The following is a 21,808-nucleotide window of genomic DNA, read 5'->3' on the forward strand; positions in this document are numbered from 1 at the left end:
AGCGGCGGCGCCGCCCCTCGGGCACCGCTGCTGCGTCCGTTGACCGGTCGTCGGCTACTTCAGCGGTAGCTCCACCAGCAAGGTGGTTCCGCGCCCCCGCATCGACTCCACGCGCAGCGACGCTTCGATGATGGCGCAGCGCTCGGCGATCGAGGTCAGGCCGAAGTGCTGTTCGCCGTCGGTGTCGGCGGCTCGGTTGGCGCGGCGCTGCGCCGGGTCGAAACCCTCACCGTCATCGGAACATCCGAGGATCACCGAGTCGCCCACCCGGCGAAGCGAGAGCACGATCCGCTGCGCCCCGGCATGTTTCACGGCGTTGGCGAGCGATTCCTGCGCGATCCGGTACAGCGTGGCGGCGGCGTAGTCGGGGATGTCGTCGATCGCGGCGGCGTGGTCGACGAGGAACTCGATCGTCGGGGGCCCGTCGCTGCTCGCCGCGCGCACCAGCGATTCGATCGCGGCGACCAAGCCGAGGTCGTCGAGGACGAGGCTGTGCAAGCCCGAGATCGCCGCCCTGGTCTCGTTGTAGGCGAAATCGGCCAGCTCGCGAGCACTGACGAGTTCGGCGCGGGCTCTGTCGAGGTCGCGCAGGCTGGCCTCGTCGGCGACATCGACGTGGGCGAGGAGTTCGGAGACGGTGAGGTCGGCGGCCGACAGGTGGAACGACATCGAGGCCAGGGCGGTGGTGACGCCGTCGTGCAGGTCGAAGGCGATGCGCCGACGCTCGGCTTCCTGGGCGGTGATCGCCTGCTCGACCAGGCGATCCCGCTCGGTACGTTGCCGATTGACGGTGCGGAACAGCCGCTGCGCGTGCAACCACAGACCGAGCACGGCGGCGTACTGCTGCGCGGCGTCGAGGTCGTGCTGCCCGAACGGGTTACGCGGCCCACGGTGCACGGCCAGCACGCCGACCACATCACCTTCCAGCCCCGGCAGCGGCAGGCACATCCGCGCCACCGTCTGCTGGGGCTCCAGACGTAAGAGTCTGCGGTGCAGAGCGTTACGTGGCGAGTCGCTGTCGAGCAGCACCGGTTTGCGGGTGCGGGCCACCAACCCGGTCACCCCGAATCCCACCTGTAGTCGCAAAGAACTCGCCGAGGGATGCGCGGGCCACATATCGACGATGCTCAGGTCCTGGCCGTCGACGGCGTAGAGCAGCACACCTTCGGCGCCGAGCCGTGGGGCCAGCTCCGCCGCCGTGGGGACCGCGCCGCCCGCGTTGCTCACCGGAACAGCCCCTCCCGCAACGCGACCGCGATCGCGCCGCTGCGATCGGACACGCCCAGCTTGCGGTACAGACCCCGGATATGAGTTTTCACGGTGTCCTCGCTGACCACCAGCTTGCTCGCGACCGCCCGATTGGAATGACCGGATACCAACAGCCCCAGCACTTCTGATTCACGCTGGGTCAGCCCGAGGTGCGCGCCGGACCAGAACTGGCCCGCGCTGAGCCTGGCCGCGGCCAGCGCCACCCGCCCGGCCAGTGCGGCGTCGACCACCGTCTCGCCTTCGCGGACCCGGCACAGCTGGGCGACGAGTTCGCGCCCGTCGACGCGCTTGAGAATGTAACCGGAAGCCCCCACCCGCAGGGCCTGATACAGGTAGTGCTCGTCGTCGTAGACCGTGAGCAGCACGACCTTGGTGTCGGGGTATTGCAGGGTGATCTGGCGGCACAGGTCGAGGCCGCTGGCCTTGCCGATGCGCACATCGCACAGGACGATATCGGGCCGATGTTCGGCCACCATCCCCAAAGCGGCGGTGTCGGTAGTGGTTTGGCCGACGATCACGACCTCGTCGGGAAAGTGGCCGAGCATGGCGTCGAGCCCGTGCAGCACCATCTCGTGATCGTCGACGAGCACAAGCTTCAACGGGGTCGGAGGTAACTCCGGCATTCCTCCACCCTACGACGACCCACATCGCGGCTACGGGCATTGACGAGATCTCACCCGGGTGCCCACCCGCGAGGGGGAGTGCCCGGCCGCGCCGATGCGGTGCGATGAACCGACCCGATCAGAAAGGCCGCGCCATGCCGGAGTCCTCAGTTCGTCGGCCACTCATAGTGCCGTCGGTCCTACCCGCCGATTTCGCCTGTCTCGGCGAGGAAGTGGGTGATCTGTGCGCGGCGGGCGTCGACCGGATCCAGTGGGACGTGATGGACGGCGTGTTCGTCCCCAATCTCACCTTCGGGCCCGATGTCATCGCGTCGGCGCGTTCGCACAGCACCGTCGCCTTCGAAGCGCACCTGATGGTGGTGAATCCCGATGAGCTGCTCCCCGAGTACATCGACGCGGGGTGCGAGCTGATCATCGTGCACGCCGAAGCCTGTACCCACCTGCACCGGACCCTCGCCAGAATCCGCGACCTCGGGGTGCGCAGCGGTGTCGCACTCAATCCGCACACCCCCGCCGAGGTCGTCGCGCACGTGCTGGCCGAAACCGATCTGATCCTCGCGATGACTGTCAATCCAGGCTTCGGGGGCCAGGCGTATATCCCGGCCGTCGAACCGAAGATCGCGCGGTTGCGCCGGATGATCGAGGACTCCGGTCGGTCCATCGAGCTCGAAGTGGACGGTGGGATCACGGCCGACACGATCGGGGGCGCTGCCGCGGCGGGCGCCGATGTGTTCATCTCCGGCTCGTGGATGTACGGCTGTCCCGAAGGCAAAGCGGCCGCGGTCAAGCGGCTACGCGAAGCGGCGACCTGCGCGCGAGAGGCCGTTCGATGACCGACACCGCACCACCGACCTTCGCGCCTTCGGTGCGCACCGATCTGCTCGCCGTCGATACCCTGCGATTCCTCGCGGCCGACATGGTGGAGGCCGCCCAGTCGGGCCACCCCGGCATGCCGATGGGGGCGGCGCCGATGGCGTGGACGCTGTGGAGCCGACACCTACGCCATGACCCGGCCGACCCCGAGTGGGCTGATCGGGACCGGTTCGTACTCTCGGCCGGGCACGGCTCCGCGCTGTTGTACGGGCTGTTGCACCTGTTCGGGTACGACCTGCCCGTCGAGGAATTGCGGCGGTTCCGCCAGTTGGGGTCGCGGACGCCGGGTCATCCCGAGTTCGGTGACACGCCTGGCGTGGAGTGCACGACCGGGCCGTTGGGTCAGGGACTGGCGATGGCGGTGGGGATGGCCCTGGCCGAGCGGATGACCGCGGCCCGGTATCCGGAGATCACCGGGCATCGCACGTACGCGATCGTCGGCGACGGGTGCTTGATGGAGGGCGTCAGCCACGAAGTCGCCTCGTTCGCCGGGCATCTGGGGCTCGGCGGATTGGTCGTGCTCTGGGACGACAACGAGATCACCATCGACGGTGTCGTCGGGCGGTCGTGTAGCGACGACCAGGTGGCACGCTTCGCGGCCTATGGGTGGCATACCGAGGTGGTGGCCGACGGGACCGATATCGAGGCGATAGACGCCGCCCTGCACCGTGCGAAGAGCGATCCGCGGCCGAGCTTCCTCGCGGTGCGCACCGTGATCGGCCATGGTGCGCCCGGTGTCGCTGGCACCTCGAAGGCCCATGGTTCCCCGCTGGGAGCGCGGCGATTGGCGCAGGCCAAAGAGCTTGCGGGATGGACTCTTCCGCCGTTCGCGGTGCCGGAGCAAGTGGGCGCGCTGTGTGCCGCACTCGCCGCGATCGGCAGGGAGGAACATGCGACCTGGCTCGAGGAATTCGCGGCGTTCGACGCGGCCGCGCCGGAGCGTGCGGCCGAGTTCCGCCGTGCCCGCGCGCGCCTGCTCCCCGTGGGTTTGCCGGCTGCGCTGGAAGCTGTGGCGGCGGACGCACCACGGGCCACCAGGCAGTCCTCGCAGGCATGTCTGCGCGCGGCGATGTCGACGATGCCGGAACTGGTGGGCGGGTCGGCCGACCTGGCCGGGTCGACCGGCACGGAGTGTGGCGAGGTGGTCCGTCGCGACGACTTCACTGCCGGCGCCATCGCTTTCGGCATTCGTGAGTTCGGGATGGCGGCCGTGCTGAACGGGATGAGCCTGCACGGTGGGTTCCGGGTCTTCGGCAGCACCTTTCTGGTGTTCGCCGACTATCTGCGGCCCGCGCTGCGGTTGTCGGCGTTGATGGGCCAGCCGGTGATCTATGTGCTGACCCATGATTCGATCGCGGTCGGTGAGGACGGGCCGACACACCAGCCCGTCGAGCACATCGAGTCGCTGCGGGTGATTCCCGGGGTGCAGGTGTTGCGGCCGGCCGATGACGCGGAGACCGCTCTCGCCTGGGAACTCGCGCTCTCGCGTGTCGACGGGCCTACCGCGCTGATTCTCTCCCGCCAGTCACTCCCCCAGCTCGACACCGCCGAGGAGGGCATCGGGCTACGAGTTGTCGACGGGGCCGAGGCCATCGGCGAGGCAGCCGAACCGAAGGCCGCCACCGCGCCCGGGATCGAAATCGTCGCCACCGGTTCGGAAGTCGCGCTCGCGGCTGCGGTCGCCGATCAGTTACGCACCGACGGACACGACGTGCGGGTGGTGTCGGCGCTGGATCGTTCCCGCTTCACCCCTGATGCCTCGGCGCACACGATCAGCATCGAGGCGGGCAGCACCGCGGGCTGGGCGGGGCTGGTGGACCTGACGATCGGCATCGACGAGTTCGGACACAGCGGACCCGGCGCCGAGGTGCTGGCCCGTCACGGGTTCACCGTGGAGTCCGTCCTCGACCGCATCCACGAATACCTCGACGGCGCACCATGACTCAGCTACGTGCGGTGATCTTCGATGTCGACGGCACCCTGGTCGACAGCGAACGCGACGGCCATCGGGTGGCCTTCAACTCGGCATTCGCCGAGGCGGGGCTCCCCGACCGCTGGGATGTCGAGGAGTACGGGCAGCTGCTGAAGGTCGCCGGTGGCGCGCAGCGGCTGGCATTCTGGTTCGAACAGCACGCCGTGCCCGCCGAGCAAGCACGCGAGCTCGCGCACAGGGTGCACCGCACCAAGACCCGCATCATGCGGCAGATGGCCTCGGACGGGCAGATTCGGGCCCGGCCGGGAGCGCGGGAGCTGATCGAGCGGCTCCGGTCGCGTGGCGTCCGGTTGCATGTCGCGACCACCGGCACCCGCGCGTGGGTCGAGCCGCTGCTGAAACACGCTTTCGGTGAGCCGTTCGACACCGTGACCACCGGAACCGAAGTGCCCGTGCTGAAACCGAGCCCTGCGGTGTATCTGGACGTGCTGATCCAGACCGGCCTGTCCGCCGAGCAGGTGGTGGCGGTGGAGGATTCGGCGAACGGGGTGCGGTCCGCGGTGGCGGCGGGGCTGCGCTGCGTGGCCGCGCAGAACGCGTACACGCGCACCGACGACCTCTCGGCAGCGGTGCTCGTCGCCGATGGGCTCGACGACCCGGAGTTGGTGACCTGGTTCGACGACCACCTCGAGTGAGGTGGTCGTCGACTCCGGCTCAGCGGGTGCGGCCGCGACGTTCCATCAGCCGCAACAGCATCGGGGTGAAGATCAGCTGCATCGCCAGGTCCATCTTCCCGCCCGGACACACGATCGTGTTCGAGCGGGACATGAACGAGTCGTGCAGCATCGAGAGCAGATACGGGAAGTCGATGCCGTGCGGATCGGCGAACCGGATCACCAGCATCGATTCATCGGGAGTCGGAATCGTGCGGGCGACGAACGGATTCGAGGTGTCCACCACGGGAACCCGCTGGAAGTTCACGTGGGTGCGGGAGAACTGCGGGCACATGAAGTTCACATAGTCGTGCATGCGGCGCAGGATCGTCTCGGTCACCGCCTCGGTGGAGTAGCCGCGTTTGTCCTTGTCGCGGTGCAATTTCTGAGTCCACTCGAGGTTGATCACGGGCACCACCCCGATGAGCAGGTCGGCGTACTGCGCGACATCGACCTGCTCGTCGGCCACCGCGCCGTGCAGGCCCTCGTAGAACAGCAAGTCGGTGCCGGGGCGGATCTCCTCCCACGGCGTGAACGTGCCCGGCTCCTGGTTGTAGGGCGCGGCCTCTTCCTTGTCGTGTAGGTACTTTCGCACCCGTCCGGTGCCGGACTCACTGTATCCACGGAACAGCTTCTCCAGTTCTTCGAACAGGTTCGCCTCGGGGCCGAAGTGACTGAAGGTGTGGTCGCCGTCGGCCAATGCCCGCGCCAGTTCCTCCTTCATGCCTGCCCGGTCGAACTTGTGGAAGCTGTCGCCCTCGACGTACGCGGCATCGATGCCTTCCCTGCGGAAGATCTGATCGAATGTGCGCATCACCGACGTTGTTCCCGCTCCGGATGATCCGGTGATGGCGACGACGGGGTGTTTGGCGGACATGAATCTCCTCCTCAGGTGGTGGAACGGTAGAGACCGCGTAGACCGAACAGCGGGCTCCACGGGCCGTCGGGCTCCTCGGCCGTTTCGGCGTGGTAACTCACGATGCGGGCTACCTCGTCGCGGGAACCGAAAATGAACGCGATCCGCTGGTGCAACTCGGTGGGGGCGACCTCGAGGATCCGGTCACGGCCGGTCGAGGCGAGACCGCCTGCCTGCTCGATCAGGAAGGCGATGGGAGCGGCCTCGTAGAGCAGGCGCAACCTGCCCTCCTTGGCCGGGTCCTTCGAGTCGCGCGGGTACAGGAACACCCCGCCACGGGTCAGGATGCGATGCGTTTCGACCACCAGCGACGCCACCCAGCGCATGTTGAAGTCCTTCTCGCGCGGGCCCGTCGCGCCCGCCAGGCATTCATCGATGTAGCGGCGCACGGCGGGTTCCCAGAACCGGCGGTTGGAACTGTTGACCGCGTACTCCGACGTGGACTCCGACAGGCGCAGGTTCTGTCCGGTCAGGAAGAACTCGCCCAGCTCGGGATCGAGGGTGAAGGCGTGCACACCGGTGCCGACGGTGAGCACGAGTTGCGTCGCGGGACCGTAGATCGCGTAGCCCGCCGCGACCTGCTCGGTGCCGGGCTGCAGGAAGTCCTGTCTCGTCGCGTCCACGCCGGGAGTCGGTGCGCGCAGGATCGAAAAGATGCTGCCTACAGCGACATTCACGTCGATATTGGACGAACCGTCGAGTGGATCGAACGCGAGGAGGTATTTGCCACGCGGATAGTCGGGAGGGATCGGGTAGGGGTCGTCGAGTTCCTCCGACACCATGCCGGCCAGGTGGCCGCCCCACTCGCAGGCGTGCAGGAAGAGATCGTTGGCGACCACGTCGAGCTTCTGCTGCTGCTCACCCTGCACGTTCACCACCCCGGCGCCGCCGAGGACACCGGTGAGCGCACCCGAGGCGATGCGCCTGGAGATCGCCTTGCAGGCCAGTGCGACGTCGAGGATCAGGGAATTGAGCTCACCGCTGGAACCGGGATGGCGGCGGCGCTCTTCGATGAGGAATTGGGTCAACGTCGTGCGATCGGTCAGCATCGTTCGAGGACACCACCGAACCCCCCGGGTGGACATCCACCCGGGGGGTGAACCGCGGGGGTGGTTCCCGGCGATTCGTCACCTCAGAAGACAGGCACGGCCTCGGCGACCGGCTTCGCCTCGGCGCTGTCCCGCGTGTGCAGGACGGTGGCGCTGATGACGAGCGCGGCGGCGAGCAGACCGGCCGCGACGGTGAACGCCAGCCGGTAACCGCTGGTCAGGGCTGCGGCGTCGGAGGCCCCTGCCACCAGTTCGGTGCCGGTCCGCGCGGCGGCCAGGGTGGACAGCACCGCGACACCGATCGCCATGCCGACCTGCTGGGTGGTGTTGAACAGCCCCGAGGCCAGGCCCGCGTCGTCGGCCTCGGCGCCCGACATGCCCAGCGCGGTGAGTGCGGGCAGCACCAGCCCGCCACCGGCGACAGCCACCATCACCGGCAGCACGTCGGTGAGGTAACCGGCCTCGACGGGCAGGCGTGTCAGCCACGACATCCCGGCCAGCAGCAATACCAGGCCGGCAATGAGCACGGTCCGCTCGCCGAAGCGGGTGATCAGGCGCGCAGAGGCGAACAGTGACACCCCGCCGATGGCGACGGCGGCGGGCAGCATGGCGAGGCCGGTCTGCAATGCGTTGTAGCCCAACACCTTCTGCAGGTAGAGCGCGACGATGATCTGGAAGGCGAACATGGCCGCCAGGGTCAGCATCTGGACCACATTGGCGCCGGAGACCGTGCGGGAGCGGAAGATTCGCAGCGGCAGCAACGGATTGACCGCGGTGGCCTGACGGACGACGAAGGCCGCGAGCAGTGCGGCGGCCAACGCGCCGAGGCCGAGGGCGTGGGCCGAGACCCAGCCGTAGCGTTCCACCTCGACGACGGTGTAGATGCCGAGCATCAGACCGGCGGTGACCAGGGCGGCGCCGAGCACATCGGCACCGGCGGACCAGCCGAGACCACGGTCGGTGGGCAGTGCCTTCACAGCCACCAGCACCGTCAGCGCGCCGATGGGCACATTGATCAGGAAGATCCAGTGCCAGTTCAGCGCATCGGTGAGCACGCCGCCGAGCACCTGACCGATCGAGGCGCCCGCCGCGCCGGTGAAGCTGAAAACTCCGATGGCCGTTGCCCGTTGGCGTGGCTCGGTGAACATCGTCACCAGGATGCCGAGCACCACCGAGGCGGCGATGGCGCTGCCTACGCCCTGCAGGAATCGGGCCGCGATCAGCACGGCGGGAGTGGTCGCCACGCCCGCCAGCACCGACGCGGCGGTGAAGACGACAGTGCCGGTGACGAACATCGTCTTGCGGCCGATCAGGTCACCAAGGCGCCCGGCCAGCAGGAGCAGACCGCCGAAGGCGATCAGGTAGGCGTTCACGGTCCAGCTCAGACCCGCGGGCGAGAAGCCGAGGTCCTCCTGGATCGCGGGCATGGCGACGGTGACGATGCTGCCGTCGAGGATGGTCATCAGCATCGCGGCCGACAGCACCGCGAGGGCGGTGCGCTGGGACTGTGTCATGGGTCATCTCCTGCTCGAAGCGAACAAGAGAGACCGTACTAGATAGTTCCGTAGCAGACAATCTATAACGGACTATTGCCTGGCCCGGCGCGCGGGTGCCGCCTCGACCACCGCCGACAAATGCCCCTCCACCAGGTGATTCAGCGCTCGCACCAGAGAGTCGCGCTCAGCCTTCGGCAGCGAGCCGAGCGCGCCCCGATGGACGCCATCGACGATTTCGGCGCTCCGTGCGGCGAGCTCCGCGCCCGCGGGCGTGACGGAGATGATGCGCGCGCGGCGGTCGGCGCTCGACGGTTTACGCTCGGCCAGACCGGCCTTTTCCAGTGCGTCGACAGTGACCACCATGGTCGTCTTGTCCATGTCGCCGAGCTCGGCCAGTTGAGCCTGCGTGCGTTCGGCTTCCAGCGCGTGGACCAGCACGCAGTGCATACGGGCCGTCAGTCCGATGTCGGCCAGCGCCGCCGCCATCTGCGTGCGCAGGACGTGACTGGTGCGGTCGAGCAGGAAGGACAGGTCGGGCTCGGTGCGCGTGGTCGCCAGGGCAGTCATAGCACTCACTATAGTTTCGTCATAGATAATCCGCATTCATCCATAATTCGGCGAGGAATGTTATCGGACTACGGTCCGTTTACAAGAGGACCGCATCCCGAAGAGAGGGTTCACATGGAACTGGGGCTCACCACCTTCGCCGAGCTGTACCCCACCGCCGACCGGCCCGCGCCGACCGCCGCCGAGCGACTGCGTCAGGTGGTCGACGAGGCTGTCGCGACCGAGGCCGCCGGACTCGATGTGTACGGCGTGGGCGAGCATCATCGCCGGGACTTCGCCGCCTCCTCCCCCGCTGTCGTCTTGGCCGCCGTTGCCGCCCGGACCGAGCGCATCCAGTTGACCAGCGCCGTCACCGTGCTGAGCTCCGATGATCCGGTGCGCGTGTACCAGGACTTCGCGACGCTGGACGGGCTGTCGAACGGGCGCGCGGAACTGATGGCGGGGCGCGGGTCTTTCACGGAGTCGTTCCCGTTGTTCGGATACGACCTGGCCGACTACGACGCACTGTTCGAGGAGAAGCTGGCCCTGCTGCTGCGCGTGCGCGAGGAAGGCCCCGTCACCTGGACGGGCCGGTTCCGGGCGCCGCTGACCGACGCGACGGTGTATCCGCGCACCGACGATCGCCCCCTGCCGGTCTGGATCGCGGTCGGGGGCAGCCCTGAGTCGGTGATTCGCGCCGGGCTGCTCGGCCTGCCCCTCGCCATCGCGATCATCGGCGGTGAGCCCGCACGGTTCAAGCCGCTGGTCGAGCTGTATCACCGCGCGCTCGCCGAGGGCGGCCACGAGAAACAACCGGTGGCGGTGCACGCGCACGGCTATGTCGCCGATACCGATGCGCAGGCCGTTGCGCAGTTCTACGAGCCCTACGCACTGGCCATGTCGACCATCGGCCGCGAGCGCGGCTGGGGTCCGATGACGCGTGCGCAGTTCGACGTCCTGCGCTCGCAGAACGGTTCGCTGTTCGTCGGCACCCCCGACTACGTGGCGAGCAAGATCGCCGAGGTCCGCGACACCCTCGGCCTCGATCGCTTCATGCTGCACACCAGCGTGGGCACGCTACCGCCCGAGCAGGTGCTGCACAGCATCGACCTGCTCGGCACGAAGGTGGCGCCGCAGGTGCGGTAAGTGTCGCTGCGCTATTCGAGGGCCGAGTCGACGCCGCTGTTCCGCGCGGCTCGGCGTTCTCGTCTGCGTCGGAGGTAGCGCCGGATTCGGCTGGCGCACAGGTAGACCACCGATAGACCGATCACCAGCAGGACAGCCGCGATCACCGCTGCCAGTACCGGGAAGAACACCGCCAGGGTCAGGACACCGCCGACCGTGACGTCTTCGGCGGCGCTCATCACGACATTGGTCACCGGTTCCGGCGAGGTATTGATCGCCATCCGGGTGCCCGCTTTGACTATGTGACTGAGCAAGGCGGTGGTACCACCTACCGCCGCCGCGAACATGGTGGGCAGCGAATCGTCTTGCCCCGCAATCAGGGCCGAGACGATCGCGCCCGAAGCAGGCCGAACCACGGTATGCACCGCATCCCAGAACGAGTCGAGGTACGGAACCTTGTCCGCCACCGCCTCGATCACGAACAGCACACCGGCCGCAACGAGTACATCGGTGCGTTGCAGCCCCGGCGGCACGTCACCGGCCCACCCGATCCGCCCGAACAACCCCAGCAGAAACACCACCGCATACGCGTTGATCCCGCTGGCCCAGCCCGCGGTGAAGATCAGAGGGAGTACCGACACAAAACCAGCCTAAGCCCGTCCACCGACACAACCCGTCAACCGCCGCCCCCTCGCGGCGGGCAGGACGCGGGGCGGATGTGCGACCAGCGCGAAGTGCTCGAGATGGTTTGTCGCGAAGATCAATTCGTGTCCCTGAGCGCTGATGCGGCGTTCGGGACCAGACAGATAGGCCCCGGCATCGAGTACGACGGCGTCCAGGCTGCCGACGTCGAGCGCGGCCACTGTCGCATGCAGTGCCGGATCCGTACGTATGCAACGCAATCGGGCATCGGGAACCGTACACGGCTCGCTGCGAGCTCACCCTTGGCGGTGTCACGGCAGCCCAGCACCACAGTGGCACCGGTGGCCGCGAGCTGCTCGGCGGTGAAGTACCCGATTCCCGCGTTGGCACCGGTAGCCACCATGGTCCTATGAACCGCCCGACCAGCGGCTTTTCGGGCGTTCGACAGGTCGATGATCGCGATAGGCTGATTGTTGATCGCGGGTGCGACGGGGAGGGTTGATCGTGGTAATGCGCGCCAGAGAGGCGATGTCGCGCGACCCGGCGGCGACCCGTGACATGTCGCTCCCGAAGCGCCTGCGCGTCCACAGCGCCGTCTCCACGGCCCTGGCACTGCTCAGCGATCATGCGTTGCGCGAGCTCGTGGATGCGGCCGAGCCGATCGGTTCCGATATCGGCGGAAAATCAGCGCTGCTGGAGATCGCCGGGACTCCGGTTTTCCTGAAGCGAGTGCCCCTCTCCGACCTGGAACGCCAGCCGGAACACGTCCGGTCCACAGCGAACCTGTTCGATGTGCCGCTGTTCTACCACTACGGCGTCGGCCTCATCGGCGGCGCGGGCTTCGGGGCCTGGCGCGAGCTCGCCGTGCACACCATGACAACGAATTGGGTGCTGGCCGCCGAAGGCGAGGGCTTCCCGCTGATGTACCACTGGCGGGTGCTCCCGGACACGACACCGCTGCCTGCCGAACTCGCCGACATCGATCGCGCCGTCGCCTACTGGGACGGCCGACCCGAGGTACGCCACCGGATCGAGGCCCTGCGTGACTCGTCGGCGAGCATCGCGCTGTTCCTGGAGTACATCCCGAATACCCTGCACGACTGGCTGAACACCCAGATCGAGGAGGGCAAGGAGGCCACCGACCAGGCCTGCGCCATGGTGGAGCGGGAACTGGCCGCGGGCGCCGCGTTCATGAACAGCCGTGGGCTCCTGCATCTGGACGCGCACTTCCAGAACATCCTGACCGACGGTCGACGTCTCTACTTCGCCGACTACGGCCTCGCGCTCTCCTCCGGGTTCGACCTCTCCCCGCAGGAAGCCGCGTTCTTCGACCAGAACCAGAGCTATGACCGCGGTTTCACTGCCACCTACCTGACGAACTGGCTGCTCACCGCCCTGTACGGGCTCCGACGCGAAGACCGGGAGACACGCGCCGCGATGGTGCGCGCCATCGCCGAGGGCGAGCCTCCCCATGACATCCCCGAGGGAGCCGCCGCGGTCCTCGTCAGGCAGGCGCCGGTCGCCGCGGCGATGTCCGCGTTCACGCGTGTGTTCCAGGAGACGAGCCGGAGCACTCCATATCCGGACGAGGAGGTCCGCCGCCTGCTGGACGGCCAGACTTCCGCGTTCGTCCAGTAGGCGTGATGGACCGGAAAGGGAGTGGGCTCGGTGCCGGACAGCCGTAGCTCGTCGTGCGGGTCCAGCATTCGGAGTTGCGGCTGCGGCGGCGCAGTGTGCACGTCGTAGGGTGCGGGTTGTGCATGCCTCCGCCGACGAGATCGTTCAGTATGCCGCCGGCCTGATTCAGGCGCGCGTGCGACTCGACACCAGCGAAATCGCGGCCTCGTTCGGAATCTCTCGTACCACCCTGTTTCGGCGGGTCGGCAATCGAGAGAAGCTGATGGGTGAGGCCCTGTGGTGGCTGGCGCAAGGCGCGCTGGCCCACGCGCAGACCCGATGGGACCAGCACTACGGCACCATCGCTCGCAATGAGGAAGGCCGGTTGCGGTACCTCTGGATCCTGGAGCGCTACGGCATCGCGATCATGCGGGATCCGGGATTCGCGTGGCTACTGGAGAATGATCACCTCACCGCCATGCGCGTGCTGACCGATCCGAAAGGGTCCGTACGACCACGTCTGATCGCCGCGCATCTCGCTCTGCTCTCCCGAGATGTCTCCGAGGCCGGGCTCACGCCGCTGGTCGATCTGGAAACCCTGGCCTTCGCGGTGGTGCGTTTGGCGGATGCGATCTTCTACTCCGACATCATGGCCGGTCACACCGAGCAATTCCCGAAGATGACGCTGCTGCTGCAGCAGCTCGTCGAGGGGGTCGTGCAGACCCCTCGCTAGTTGCGAGAAGCCGGACCGGCGTGATCGGATTTGCCCCATTCCTCTTGTGAAACACATCAACTATGTGTTTCATTGATGTGACCCCGACCATACCGTAGGGCCCGCGGCGCGGTCGTCAATCGGCCAGTCCCCCAGCTTGTTCGGGGGGCGACCCATTACATCCTCGTGAGAAGACATGAATCGCTTGAGAGTTCCCGGCTGGCTTACCGCAGCTGTCCTCGCCACCTTCTTTACCGGCCTCGCAACCGTCCCCGCGCACGCGGAGATCGCGCCCCCGTCCGCCAACGACTGGTCCTGCAAGCCCTCCGACGAACACCCCCGTCCGGTTGTCCTGGCCCATGGGACCGGCAGCACCGCCGCCGGCAACTGGGTCACGCTCTCGCCCCTGCTGGCCGAGGCCGGCTACTGCGTGTTCGCTTTCGATTACGGCGAGACCGTCATGTCTCTGGGCACCTTCAAAGGGCTCGGCGATATTCCCACCTCAGCCCACACGATGGCCGCGTTCGTGGACCGCGTGCTCGCCAGTACGGGAGCGGAAAAGGTCGACGTGGTCGGACATTCCCAAGGCGGGGGGATGCTGTCGCAGTACTACCTCAAACGCCTCGGCGGCGCGGCCAAGGTCCACACACTGGTCGCGATGGCTCCCAGCAACCACGGCACCACCACCTCCGGATTGGTGAATCTCATCAGCGCACTGGGACTCGTCGGGCCGCTCGGCAGCGTCTTCGAGTTCTTGCAGATCCCCGCCTTCGCGCAGCAGGCCGCCGGATCGCCGGTCGCCACCGCGTTGTACGCCGACGGCGACACCGCACCAGGAGTGCGATACGTGGTCATCGGAACCAAGAACGACACGGTTATCACTCCCTATACCAACGGATTCCTAACCGGCGACAACGTCACCAACATCCTGCTGCAGGACCAGTGCCCCGCCGACCCGGTCGGCCACGTCGGCATGTACCTCGACAGCCCGACCATGCAGAACATCCTGAACCTATTGGGCCCCAACACCCCCGGGTTCCGGGCGGACTGCACCGGGTACGGCCCGGCTTACTGATCTGCCATCGACTGGCCCGCTCGCACCGGGTGGGCCAGTTCGATACCCGCGCTCCTGAACCGAGATGAGCAAGCCGGTGCGGATCACCCTGTCACCGGCAATTGCGGACTGTTCCACCGATGCAGGCTTTCGAGATCATTTTGCGCCGTTGCTTTTTCGTCACAACCTCGCTCCGCGCGAGTCGAGGCACCAGAAGGCATCCGGTCGTTCACGGCACACCAATCGCTTGACCGGACCGCTGGTTCAGTCGAATGTCACCAGTACGCATTCGTCCAGCTCGGCGACGAGTCGATACAACTCGGCATACCGGTCCAGCCGATCGAGAAGGTAGTCGCGATCCCACGGTCCCTTATAGACACCGGATACTTCCATCGCCTCGACGTCGATCAGATGTGAAGCAGTCTCCAGGCTGTTCTCCATAGTCGGATATGGTCCGCGCAGTAGTCGGGCGGGATTACGCCTACGCTGTGCTGCGGCTCAGTGTTGTGAACGTAAGGATCAAGAGCGTGCCTCCGCCCCCTCGTAGTCGCCGTCTGCCCACGCAGGATCGAGCCAAGGCGACGCGGAACCAGATCCTCGACGCCGCGGCGGAGCTGTTCGGAGAGCGTGGGATCACCGAGACCTCGACCAATCGGATCGCGGCGGCGGCCGGCGTCAGTATCGGCACGGTGTACCGCTACTTCAGCGACCGCTCGCGGATGGTCGACGAACTGTTGGACCGGCTCCTCACCGACATCGAAACCGCTTTCACCGCCTCGATGTTCAGCCTCATGGACATGTCGGTCCAGGAGATGTTCACCGCGATCTTCGGTGTCATCACCGACGTGCTGGTCGCCAACGCCGGGCTGCTGCGGGCGCTGATCGCGGGCGTGCAGTTCTACAGCAGCGGCCTGCCCGAGTTCGAGCCGCGGTTGCGGCTGATGATCAAGATGCTGGTCATCCAGATCCTCGGTGCCGGCGACGACCACAAATACGACGTGATGGCCTCGGTGGTGGTCAATACCGGATTCGCCGCGGTGCTGCGCGCCTCGGCTCTCGATGTCGACGGCCGCGAGCGCCGTGAACTCATCGCGGCCACCGCTGAGATGGTCGCGACCTGGTTCGGGGAGCACCAGATCCCCGACCGCGATCTCACCTGGTAACGCCTTCGGCTCAGCGACGAGGCAGCGCGGTGGCTACTTCGAACTTGTCGACCCGAAGTCGAATTCCGAGGGTTGGAGAATGACGAACCCCTCGCCGAGGAATCGCACCTGCGCTACCTCGCCCGACCCGCCGCGCAGCATCGATCCGAAACTCTGGGTGCGCACGATGGAGGTCTGCAAGCCCGAGGACCAGCCGATCAGGGCATCGGAATCGGCGAACACCGGTTGCTGGTGGCTGACGGGCACGACGATCGGCTGACCGTGGCTCGTGATCGCCAGCCGACCCTGCCCCTGGAACACACAGTTGAACAAGCCGCCGCCGACGAAAGCACCGGCGCCGGAAACCATCTGGATGTCGTAGCCGAGGGTGGGCTCGTAGACGAGGATGTGTTTGCCGTTGATCGAGAGGGAGTCCCCGGGATCGAGGTCGATCAGGAAGCAATCCGAGGCATGGTGGGCGAACCAGACCTCACCTTGCCCGCGGCAGCTCATCAACGGCACCCCCTCACCCGTTGCGAACCGCTTGACCAGATTGCCCAGACCCTGGCTCTTGACCTCGAACGCGAACTGCCCGCGATAGCCGATCATGGCGCCTTGGCGGGCGTACACCTCGCCGTTGACACACGCCTTCACACACTTCGAGTGCTGCAGCGTGAGGCCGAGCTGAGTGGCCTGCTGGGCCATATTGTTCGCGTGGAAGATATCGCTACGCATGCGGGTCGGTGCTCCTGAAAGATTGCGGGCGAAGCCTGTTCGGACCCCGGACTTGTGCTCGGTCGTCGGGATCCGATCCCCCTACTGCCGAGCGCCAACCCACGATACCGACCCTCCGGATCGGTGACCACAAGTGGACAATCGACCTACCCAACTAACGATCGAGCCGGACGTCAAGCATCTTCTGGATCGAGGCCACCGAAGCCGTTTCGGATTTGTCTTCTGCGACCCAGCTCGACTCAGGGGGCGGCAATTTCGATGATGAAGATCGAGTTGCCGTCCGGATCGGTGAACGGTGCTTTTCTGCCCGCCGCGCCGCCGGGCCCGACGAGGATGAACGGTCCGGGATCGAGATCTCGGGAACCGATTTCGGCAATGGTGTCGTTCAGGTCGGACACGGCGATGTTCACCAGAGCCTGACCCGCGTGCTCGGGATCGACCACGATGTAGACGAAGGCGGTGTCGTTCAGCTGCCACATCGCCTCGACTCCCGGCACCACCACGAAGTCGGCCGCACGCCCGAATAAGCGGGTGTACCAGCTGTCCGCCGCCGCGAAATCCGTGACGGCCAGGCCGAAGAACAAGGAGTTGATATCCATACCTCAATGGACTACCTGATATCGGCGAATTCATCGCTGACCTCGGCTCGAGAATCCAGACGTTTCGTTTGCCCAGGGTGATCACTTCGACCATCCCGACGCGTATTGTCACCTTTCGTGCCGACTGGCGGTAGCAAACAGGTTCGCGCCGCGCGCAAGCGCAAGAAGCGGATGGCGCAGGTCATCCACGACCTCACCGATGCGCAGTGGGACGCACTCAAGGCGTCCTGGGGCGGGTGTGCGTACTGCCGCTCCCCCGCCACCTCGCTGCAGAAGGACTGCGTGCAGGCCATCTCGCGTGGCGGTCGCTACACACTCGGCAACGTCGTGCCCGCGTGTGGGTCGTGCAACGCCAGCAAGTGCAACGCCGAGGTGACGAGCTGGCTGCGGCGTAAGAGGCTCGACGAACGCTCGTTCCTCGTGCGCCACTACGAGATCGCGACCGAACTCACTACCCGGTTCGCCTAGTCGCGCGCGACGCGGCACCAACGGCCCGAGTCCGAGTCGGCCCTTGATTTCAGGCTGACATCGGGTTTGCGGCAATAGCGAAGTCAGTAGTTGAAGTCCGGCGCATCGATGGGAACGACCGGGGGCCAAGGGTTGTGGTGTAGGTCGCGTTCGTGAATGGGAGTCCCATGGAACCATCCGTGGGTGCGGTCGGCGGGAGTGGTCTCGTGGTCGTCGATGTAGTCCAGATGTAGCCAGGACCATTGCTGGTGGGCTGGGCAGGGGCCGGTGCGCACGCGGGGGTCGGTTACTACGTCGGATTCGACGAGGACGTCGAGGTGGCCGGCCGCGGAGAACCATCGTGCGCTGTCACGCTCGGCGGGTCGGGAGTCGCGATGCCAGGTGGTACTCAGTGCACGGTCGTCGCCTAGTCCGCCGGCGCCGATCGAGCGAGCGGCCAGGCGCCGGACCACCGGAGCGGATTCGGCCAAGTCCGCGCACAAACGCTGAGTGACAAGCGAATTGGCGTAGTGCCCGGGTCCGTTCACCGAGATCACCACCCCGCCCGGTATTCGGCGGTCGTGATGTCGGCGCAGATGAGCACCGGTATGGAATAACTGCACACTGCCTTTGAACAGCCGCAGGACACCGTCACGCCCGCGCAGCGGGAGAGCCTCGGTGTAGATCACATCCGGGCGGATGGGCGCCAGTTCGGTGAGATACAGGGAGGCCAGATCGGTACACAGCCGGGCGAATTCGGGGCCGGGTCGGGCATGGGCGAGGCGACGGCTGTTGAAAATGACGAGGAAAGCACTACTTTCCCCGCGCGCGGCGCGCTCCTTCCAGTTCCGCCGGTCCACGGCGATCGCGGCGGCGACCGCGTGTGGTCCGGCCACGAGCACTTCCTCATCGATCCAGCACAGAGTCATCGCCAACCCATGAGCGGGTGTGCCGGACTTCGTAGCCATCCGGCCGAAAATTCACGGCTGGTGTCGTGCGACCCAAGCCAGGAACGCCTCGCGTTTCGTGTCCACACCGGCATCGGACAGCAGAACCTCATGGGCGGCGTCGATGTCGGGACCGAATGACGTCCCGGCGGGGTACTGCGGGAGTTCAGACAGCGCGTCGAGCGAGATACCAGCCGGAATCGGTGTCATCGTTGCCTCGGCGTCGGGGGCGATGAAGCTCGGGACCGCGCAAGTCTGCCCTGCGGACTTGCTGATCGCACGCCGCCACTCCGGGCGCGCGGGCGGTGGTGATCCTCAGGCACTTCCCGGCCGACCCGAATCCGGGCGAAGCACGGTAGTCGCACAGATGCGGACGTTCACGGCGACACCGACAAGGGTGCCAACGAGATTGGGGTCTACGGATCATGATGTCCGCCCGAGCCCCGGCCGCCGATCGGGACACGTACCGGCCCGATTTCGACACGTTCGTCAACGGGCTGGAAGTTGTGGCGCGAGCCAGGTCCTGAGACGGCGTCTCACGGCGTTGCGATTCGTTTGTTGCCTGTCGGAGGTGGTTGTGTCGCAGACCCTGGTGCGTCGCGATCAATGAATGACACCGACTCCTCCTGGCACAGGTGCGACATCATCACCGGGTAGCGCACGAGGCGCGCGCTGCTGAAATCGATGTCACGGACGTGGGTGAAGTCCGACCACAGCAGCCTGCCCCCCTTGAGTAACCGCATCGGCCGAACCCGGCGTTGGACTTGTTCCAGCTCTGCCTCGGACGCGAGACGGCGAGCCCCTGCTGTTCCGTACAGCCGAACCCCAGGCGCGGCGACGAAGCGGCCGCGTAGTAGCGAACGAAACCAGAACAACGATCCGCGATCGACTGACATCAGACACAGGTGCGGGTTGGTATCGAGATTTCGGGCCAGAGCCGATGTGTACTGGTCGAAGTAGAAACCGGTGCAATCATTGCGGAAGAAGACCGTACCCACCGGCGTGATATTCGGAATGCCAGCGCTGTCCACTGAGGCGATCCCGAAGTGCCCGGTTGATTTGCGCCCGCGGTCCAAGATCTCGCGAACGTCACGCCAGCGCGCATCGTTGCTATTCATCGCACATGCCCTGAACTGCTGAAAACTAGGTTGGCGCCGCATAGATCGAAACTCCACCCCGTCATGATCTGAGGCTAACAGCCGCCCTGCTGCCGGTGCAGAATCACCGGATGTCAGCGCCCGGTGCGCTGAGATCGGCAGGCAGTAAATGCCTTGGGCTGCTCCGGCCGACCGCGGAACGGGCGGGATGCATGGCGCGCACGTCAGCTCGACAGCTTTATGGCGCGCTAACACGACCGGCCGTGCAGTGGTGCCAGGTGTGGCGACCCACCCGCATTATTCTCCGATCAGGAAAAAAGTTTGTCGAAAGCGTGCGTGACGGGTGCGCGGAGTGCGAATATGGGCCCTACAAGCAGCGACACATCAAGGGGTAGAACGACATTCGTGCTACCTCACGGTCCGGTGCGCGGTAATCGGCCGGGCCCGGACAGCATGCGCGCTGAACACTGAGTGAGGTTTCGATGTCAGCGACCAAGTATCGGGTTGTCCAGTGGACGACCGGCAATGTCGGGAAGAGTTCCGCTCGGGCGCTTGCCGCGCATCCCGACTTCGAACTGGTGGGCTGTTTCGCCTGGGCGGGAAGCAAGATCGGCAGCGATGTCGGCGAGTTGCTCGGCGGTGACCCGATCGGCATCCTGGCCACCGACGACGCCGACGCGCTACTGGCGCTGAAACCTGATTGTGTGGTCTACACCCCGATGTGGTTCGACGTCGACGAGGTGGTCCGCATCCTGTCCGCGGGCGTGAACATCGTGACCACGGCATCGTTCATCACCGGCCACAATCTCGGTGTCGATCGCGCGGAGATCGAACAGGCTTGCCGCCGGGGCGGATCGAGCATCTTCGGTTCCGGGGTGAGCCCGGGCTTCTCCCAGCTGCTCGCGATCGTGGCGGGCAATGCCTGCGACCGCGTCGACAAGGTCACCATCGCCGAGTCCGCCGACACCACCTTCTATGACTCCCCCGCCACCGAGCGACCGGTGGGCTTCGGCACGCCGATCGATGACCCGAAGCTGGCGGGTATGGCCGCGCAGGGCACGGCCATCTTCGCCGAGGCCGTCCGTCTGGTCGCCGATGCCCTCGGGATCGAACTCGACGACGTCCGGTGCGTGGCCGAATACGCCCAGACCACAGCGGATCTGGATCTCGGGTCCTGGACGATCCGGAAGGGCTGCGTCGCCGGTGTGCACGTGAGCTGGCAGGGCCGGATCGGGGACCGGACGGTCATCGACATCAATGTCCGCTGGCGTAAGGGGCAGACCCTGGACCCGGACTGGCAGCTGGACGGGGACGGCTGGAAGATCACGATCGACGGACGACCCACGGTGAACATGACCGTCGGCTTCCTCCCGCCGCCGGACTTCCAGGCCGAAACCATCGCGGACTTCATGGTGCTCGGACACATCATGACCGCCATGCCCTCCGTGCACGCGATACCGGCGGTGGTTGCCGCCGCACCGGGAATTCTCACCTACACCGATCTGCCGCTGATCCTGCCGCGCGGCGTCACCCGGCCGGTCTGAAGCCCTCGATCATGACGCACCCACCAGGAGGCCGGGGACTCACCGACTTCGCAGCTGTTCCAGGCCGACCAGGAGCACGGTCAAGGAGAACTCGAGCTGATCACCGGCCGGTCCGCCTGCGACCACTTCGCGCAGCAGAGGGAATTCCTCCTCGCCCGCGGCCTGCAGGACACTGATCACCCCGGGCACGTCGGGATGCACCGGGTCCTTCGCCGACCACACGGCGCTCAGACCCGCGGAGAAGGCCGTCTCGGTGATCAGGGTGAGTCCGCGACCCGCGTCGTCGGTCGAGAAGCCCGCACCGACGAGCGCACGGAGCACACACTCCACGGGCCGCAGCGTGCCGACTCCGTTGGCGCCCGGCAGCCGGATGGAGGCTGCCAGGGGGCCGAGCCGGACGACCGCGTCACGCAGCGCCATCGCATAGGAGCGGACCACCGCTTGCCAGTCGCGGCCGACCGGCAGCGTGACCCGGGCCAGTTCGGTCTCGAAAACGTCCAACGCCACCAGCTCGCGCAAACCCTCTCGATCTCCCACGTGATAGTTCAGGGCTTTGGGATCGACGCCGAGCACATCCGCGACGGCGTGCATCGTCAACGCTTCCGGGGCGAGTTCCCGTGCGGCACAAGCGATCAGTTCCCGGCTGATCCGGGCCGGACGGCCGCGCCGCCGTTTGCCTGCACCGTCGACCGCCTCGGGCGGCCCGGACGTTTCCCCACTCACCATGCC

24 protein-coding genes are annotated in these 21,808 nt (G+C 66.5%); 10 read left to right on the top strand and 14 right to left on the bottom strand.

Features of this window, described 5'->3' with window-relative positions:
* Positions 1-54: 54 nt before the first annotated feature.
* Complete coding sequence (locus QX204_RS22410) at positions 55-1,227, bottom strand: GAF domain-containing sensor histidine kinase (RefSeq protein WP_301902045.1); 1,173 nt, start codon at positions 1,225-1,227, stop codon at positions 55-57.
* Positions 1,224-1,892: a response regulator gene (locus QX204_RS22415; RefSeq protein ID WP_056811641.1), complete on the bottom strand. Its 669-nt coding sequence runs from the start codon at positions 1,890-1,892 to the stop codon at positions 1,224-1,226. Before QX204_RS22415 ends, QX204_RS22410 begins: the two co-directional genes overlap by 4 nt.
* 104 nt (positions 1,893-1,996) lie before the next feature.
* Here QX204_RS22415 and rpe point away from each other — a divergent pair, with 104 nt between their 5' ends.
* From rpe to QX204_RS22430, 3 genes are read left to right on the top strand one after another with little or no spacing between them, the layout of a single operon-like run.
* Positions 1,997-2,725: a ribulose-phosphate 3-epimerase gene (rpe, locus tag QX204_RS22420; protein WP_301902047.1), complete on the top strand. Its 729-nt coding sequence runs from the start codon at positions 1,997-1,999 to the stop codon at positions 2,723-2,725.
* Positions 2,722-4,707, top strand: coding sequence for a transketolase (gene tkt, locus QX204_RS22425; RefSeq protein ID WP_301902049.1), 1,986 nt, complete (start codon positions 2,722-2,724; stop codon positions 4,705-4,707). The genes rpe and tkt overlap by 4 nt, the downstream gene beginning before the upstream one ends.
* Positions 4,704-5,393: an HAD family hydrolase gene (locus QX204_RS22430; protein WP_301902050.1), complete on the top strand. Its 690-nt coding sequence runs from the start codon at positions 4,704-4,706 to the stop codon at positions 5,391-5,393. The genes tkt and QX204_RS22430 overlap by 4 nt, the downstream gene beginning before the upstream one ends.
* Before the next feature lie 19 nt (positions 5,394-5,412).
* Here the strand turns inward: QX204_RS22430 and QX204_RS22435 are convergent, their stop codons facing one another.
* From QX204_RS22435 to QX204_RS22450, 4 genes are all read right to left on the bottom strand, one after another.
* Positions 5,413-6,288, bottom strand: a complete 876-nt coding sequence (locus QX204_RS22435) for a phosphoribulokinase (protein WP_301902052.1) — start codon at positions 6,286-6,288, stop codon at positions 5,413-5,415.
* An 11-nt stretch (positions 6,289-6,299) separates the two neighbouring features.
* Positions 6,300-7,376 carry a class 1 fructose-bisphosphatase gene (locus QX204_RS22440; RefSeq protein WP_301902054.1) on the bottom strand — a complete coding sequence of 359 codons (1,077 nt, stop codon included), beginning with the start codon at positions 7,374-7,376 and terminating at the stop codon, positions 6,300-6,302.
* An 83-nt stretch (positions 7,377-7,459) separates the two neighbouring features.
* Complete coding sequence (locus QX204_RS22445) at positions 7,460-8,890, bottom strand: DHA2 family efflux MFS transporter permease subunit (RefSeq protein ID WP_301902055.1); 1,431 nt, start codon at positions 8,888-8,890, stop codon at positions 7,460-7,462.
* Positions 8,891-8,962: 72 nt separating this feature from the next.
* Positions 8,963-9,439 carry a MarR family winged helix-turn-helix transcriptional regulator gene (locus QX204_RS22450; protein WP_301902057.1) on the bottom strand — a complete coding sequence of 159 codons (477 nt, stop codon included), beginning with the start codon at positions 9,437-9,439 and terminating at the stop codon, positions 8,963-8,965.
* 114 nt (positions 9,440-9,553) lie between these two features.
* On the opposite strand from QX204_RS22450, the gene QX204_RS22455 reads away from it, so the two are divergent.
* Entirely contained in the window at positions 9,554-10,564 is a 1,011-nt protein-coding gene (locus QX204_RS22455) for an LLM class flavin-dependent oxidoreductase (protein ID WP_301902059.1), read from the top strand.
* Positions 10,565-10,575: 11 nt separating this feature from the next.
* Here QX204_RS22455 and QX204_RS22460 read toward each other — a convergent pair whose 3' ends face one another.
* Positions 10,576-11,184, bottom strand: a complete 609-nt coding sequence (locus QX204_RS22460) for a DUF4126 domain-containing protein (RefSeq protein ID WP_301902061.1) — start codon at positions 11,182-11,184, stop codon at positions 10,576-10,578.
* A gap of 511 nt (positions 11,185-11,695) precedes the next feature.
* Here QX204_RS22460 and QX204_RS22465 point away from each other — a divergent pair.
* The 3 genes from QX204_RS22465 (at position 11,696) to QX204_RS22475 (ending at position 14,589) form a co-directional block, all read left to right on the top strand.
* Positions 11,696-12,823, top strand: a complete 1,128-nt coding sequence (locus QX204_RS22465) for a protein kinase family protein (protein WP_301902062.1) — start codon at positions 11,696-11,698, stop codon at positions 12,821-12,823.
* 118 nt (positions 12,824-12,941) lie between these two features.
* On the top strand, positions 12,942-13,535 hold the full coding sequence (locus tag QX204_RS22470; protein WP_301902064.1) for a QsdR family transcriptional regulator: 594 nt from the start codon (positions 12,942-12,944) through the stop codon (positions 13,533-13,535).
* 175 nt (positions 13,536-13,710) lie between these two features.
* Complete coding sequence (locus QX204_RS22475) at positions 13,711-14,589, top strand: esterase/lipase family protein (RefSeq protein ID WP_301902066.1); 879 nt, start codon at positions 13,711-13,713, stop codon at positions 14,587-14,589.
* Positions 14,590-14,832: 243 nt separating this feature from the next.
* Here QX204_RS22475 and QX204_RS22480 read toward each other — a convergent pair whose 3' ends face one another.
* Positions 14,833-15,009: a hypothetical protein gene (locus QX204_RS22480; RefSeq protein WP_301902068.1), complete on the bottom strand. Its 177-nt coding sequence runs from the start codon at positions 15,007-15,009 to the stop codon at positions 14,833-14,835.
* An 86-nt stretch (positions 15,010-15,095) separates the two neighbouring features.
* Between QX204_RS22480 and QX204_RS22485 the strand changes: the two genes are divergently transcribed.
* On the top strand, positions 15,096-15,731 hold the full coding sequence (locus tag QX204_RS22485) for a TetR/AcrR family transcriptional regulator (RefSeq protein ID WP_301902070.1): 636 nt from the start codon (positions 15,096-15,098) through the stop codon (positions 15,729-15,731).
* 33 nt (positions 15,732-15,764) lie between these two features.
* Here QX204_RS22485 and QX204_RS22490 read toward each other — a convergent pair whose 3' ends face one another.
* Together QX204_RS22490 and QX204_RS22495 are read right to left on the bottom strand one after the other, a co-directional pair.
* Entirely contained in the window at positions 15,765-16,445 is a 681-nt protein-coding gene (locus QX204_RS22490; RefSeq protein WP_301902071.1) for an AIM24 family protein, read from the bottom strand.
* A gap of 239 nt (positions 16,446-16,684) precedes the next feature.
* The gene (locus tag QX204_RS22495) at positions 16,685-17,044 is read right to left on the bottom strand and encodes a VOC family protein (protein WP_301902072.1); all 360 of its coding nucleotides are present in this window, start codon (positions 17,042-17,044) and stop codon (positions 16,685-16,687) included.
* Between the two features lie 117 nt (positions 17,045-17,161).
* Between QX204_RS22495 and QX204_RS22500 the strand changes: the two genes are divergently transcribed.
* Complete coding sequence (locus QX204_RS22500) at positions 17,162-17,512, top strand: HNH endonuclease (protein ID WP_301902073.1); 351 nt, start codon at positions 17,162-17,164, stop codon at positions 17,510-17,512.
* Between the two features lie 83 nt (positions 17,513-17,595).
* Here the strand turns inward: QX204_RS22500 and QX204_RS22505 are convergent, their stop codons facing one another.
* The 3 genes from QX204_RS22505 to QX204_RS22515 form a co-directional block, all read right to left on the bottom strand.
* On the bottom strand, positions 17,596-18,459 hold the full coding sequence (locus tag QX204_RS22505) for a hypothetical protein (protein ID WP_301902075.1): 864 nt from the start codon (positions 18,457-18,459) through the stop codon (positions 17,596-17,598).
* 12 nt (positions 18,460-18,471) lie between these two features.
* Positions 18,472-18,648, bottom strand: coding sequence for a hypothetical protein (locus QX204_RS22510; RefSeq protein ID WP_301902077.1), 177 nt, complete (start codon positions 18,646-18,648; stop codon positions 18,472-18,474).
* A 326-nt stretch (positions 18,649-18,974) separates the two neighbouring features.
* Entirely contained in the window at positions 18,975-19,556 is a 582-nt protein-coding gene (locus tag QX204_RS22515; protein WP_301902079.1) for a pyridoxamine 5'-phosphate oxidase family protein, read from the bottom strand.
* 461 nt (positions 19,557-20,017) lie between these two features.
* On the opposite strand from QX204_RS22515, the gene QX204_RS22520 reads away from it, so the two are divergent.
* Complete coding sequence (locus tag QX204_RS22520) at positions 20,018-21,079, top strand: NAD(P)H-dependent amine dehydrogenase family protein (RefSeq protein ID WP_301902080.1); 1,062 nt, start codon at positions 20,018-20,020, stop codon at positions 21,077-21,079.
* 39 nt (positions 21,080-21,118) lie between these two features.
* On the opposite strand, the gene QX204_RS22525 is transcribed toward QX204_RS22520, so the two are convergent.
* Positions 21,119-21,802 (bottom strand): TetR/AcrR family transcriptional regulator C-terminal domain-containing protein, encoded by a 684-nt coding sequence (locus tag QX204_RS22525; RefSeq protein WP_301902082.1) that lies wholly within the window; start codon positions 21,800-21,802, stop codon positions 21,119-21,121.
* Positions 21,803-21,808 lie beyond the last annotated feature (6 nt).

Origin of the sequence: Nocardia sp. PE-7, assembly GCF_030486425.1 — a bacterium.
Classification (GTDB): domain Bacteria; phylum Actinomycetota; class Actinomycetes; order Mycobacteriales; family Mycobacteriaceae; genus Nocardia; species Nocardia salmonicida_A.

What these genes read in the sequence shown, in the direction of transcription:
- rpe (WP_301902047.1), top strand. Translation starts at nt 1,997, where the DNA reads ATGAACCGACCCGATCAGAAAGGCCGCGCCATGCCGGAGTCCTCAGTT.
- QX204_RS22440 (WP_301902054.1), bottom strand. Translation starts at nt 7,376, where the DNA reads ATGCTGACCGATCGCACGACGTTGACCCAATTCCTCATCGAAGAGCGC.
- QX204_RS22465 (WP_301902062.1), top strand. Translation starts at nt 11,696, where the DNA reads ATGCGCGCCAGAGAGGCGATGTCGCGCGACCCGGCGGCGACCCGTGAC.
- QX204_RS22505 (WP_301902075.1), bottom strand. Translation starts at nt 18,459, where the DNA reads ATGGCTACGAAGTCCGGCACACCCGCTCATGGGTTGGCGATGACTCTG.
- QX204_RS22495 (WP_301902072.1), bottom strand. Translation starts at nt 17,044, where the DNA reads ATGGATATCAACTCCTTGTTCTTCGGCCTGGCCGTCACGGATTTCGCG.
- QX204_RS22450 (WP_301902057.1), bottom strand. Translation starts at nt 9,439, where the DNA reads ATGACTGCCCTGGCGACCACGCGCACCGAGCCCGACCTGTCCTTCCTG.
- QX204_RS22520 (WP_301902080.1), top strand. Translation starts at nt 20,018, where the DNA reads ATGTCAGCGACCAAGTATCGGGTTGTCCAGTGGACGACCGGCAATGTC.
- QX204_RS22490 (WP_301902071.1), bottom strand. Translation starts at nt 16,445, where the DNA reads ATGCGTAGCGATATCTTCCACGCGAACAATATGGCCCAGCAGGCCACT.
- tkt (WP_301902049.1), top strand. Translation starts at nt 2,722, where the DNA reads ATGACCGACACCGCACCACCGACCTTCGCGCCTTCGGTGCGCACCGAT.
- QX204_RS22515 (WP_301902079.1), bottom strand. Translation starts at nt 19,556, where the DNA reads ATGAATAGCAACGATGCGCGCTGGCGTGACGTTCGCGAGATCTTGGAC.
- QX204_RS22510 (WP_301902077.1), bottom strand. Translation starts at nt 18,648, where the DNA reads ATGACACCGATTCCGGCTGGTATCTCGCTCGACGCGCTGTCTGAACTC.
- QX204_RS22480 (WP_301902068.1), bottom strand. Translation starts at nt 15,009, where the DNA reads ATGGAGAACAGCCTGGAGACTGCTTCACATCTGATCGACGTCGAGGCG.
- QX204_RS22475 (WP_301902066.1), top strand. Translation starts at nt 13,711, where the DNA reads ATGAATCGCTTGAGAGTTCCCGGCTGGCTTACCGCAGCTGTCCTCGCC.
- QX204_RS22455 (WP_301902059.1), top strand. Translation starts at nt 9,554, where the DNA reads ATGGAACTGGGGCTCACCACCTTCGCCGAGCTGTACCCCACCGCCGAC.
- QX204_RS22435 (WP_301902052.1), bottom strand. Translation starts at nt 6,288, where the DNA reads ATGTCCGCCAAACACCCCGTCGTCGCCATCACCGGATCATCCGGAGCG.
- QX204_RS22415 (WP_056811641.1), bottom strand. Translation starts at nt 1,892, where the DNA reads ATGCCGGAGTTACCTCCGACCCCGTTGAAGCTTGTGCTCGTCGACGAT.
- QX204_RS22445 (WP_301902055.1), bottom strand. Translation starts at nt 8,890, where the DNA reads ATGACACAGTCCCAGCGCACCGCCCTCGCGGTGCTGTCGGCCGCGATG.
- QX204_RS22430 (WP_301902050.1), top strand. Translation starts at nt 4,704, where the DNA reads ATGACTCAGCTACGTGCGGTGATCTTCGATGTCGACGGCACCCTGGTC.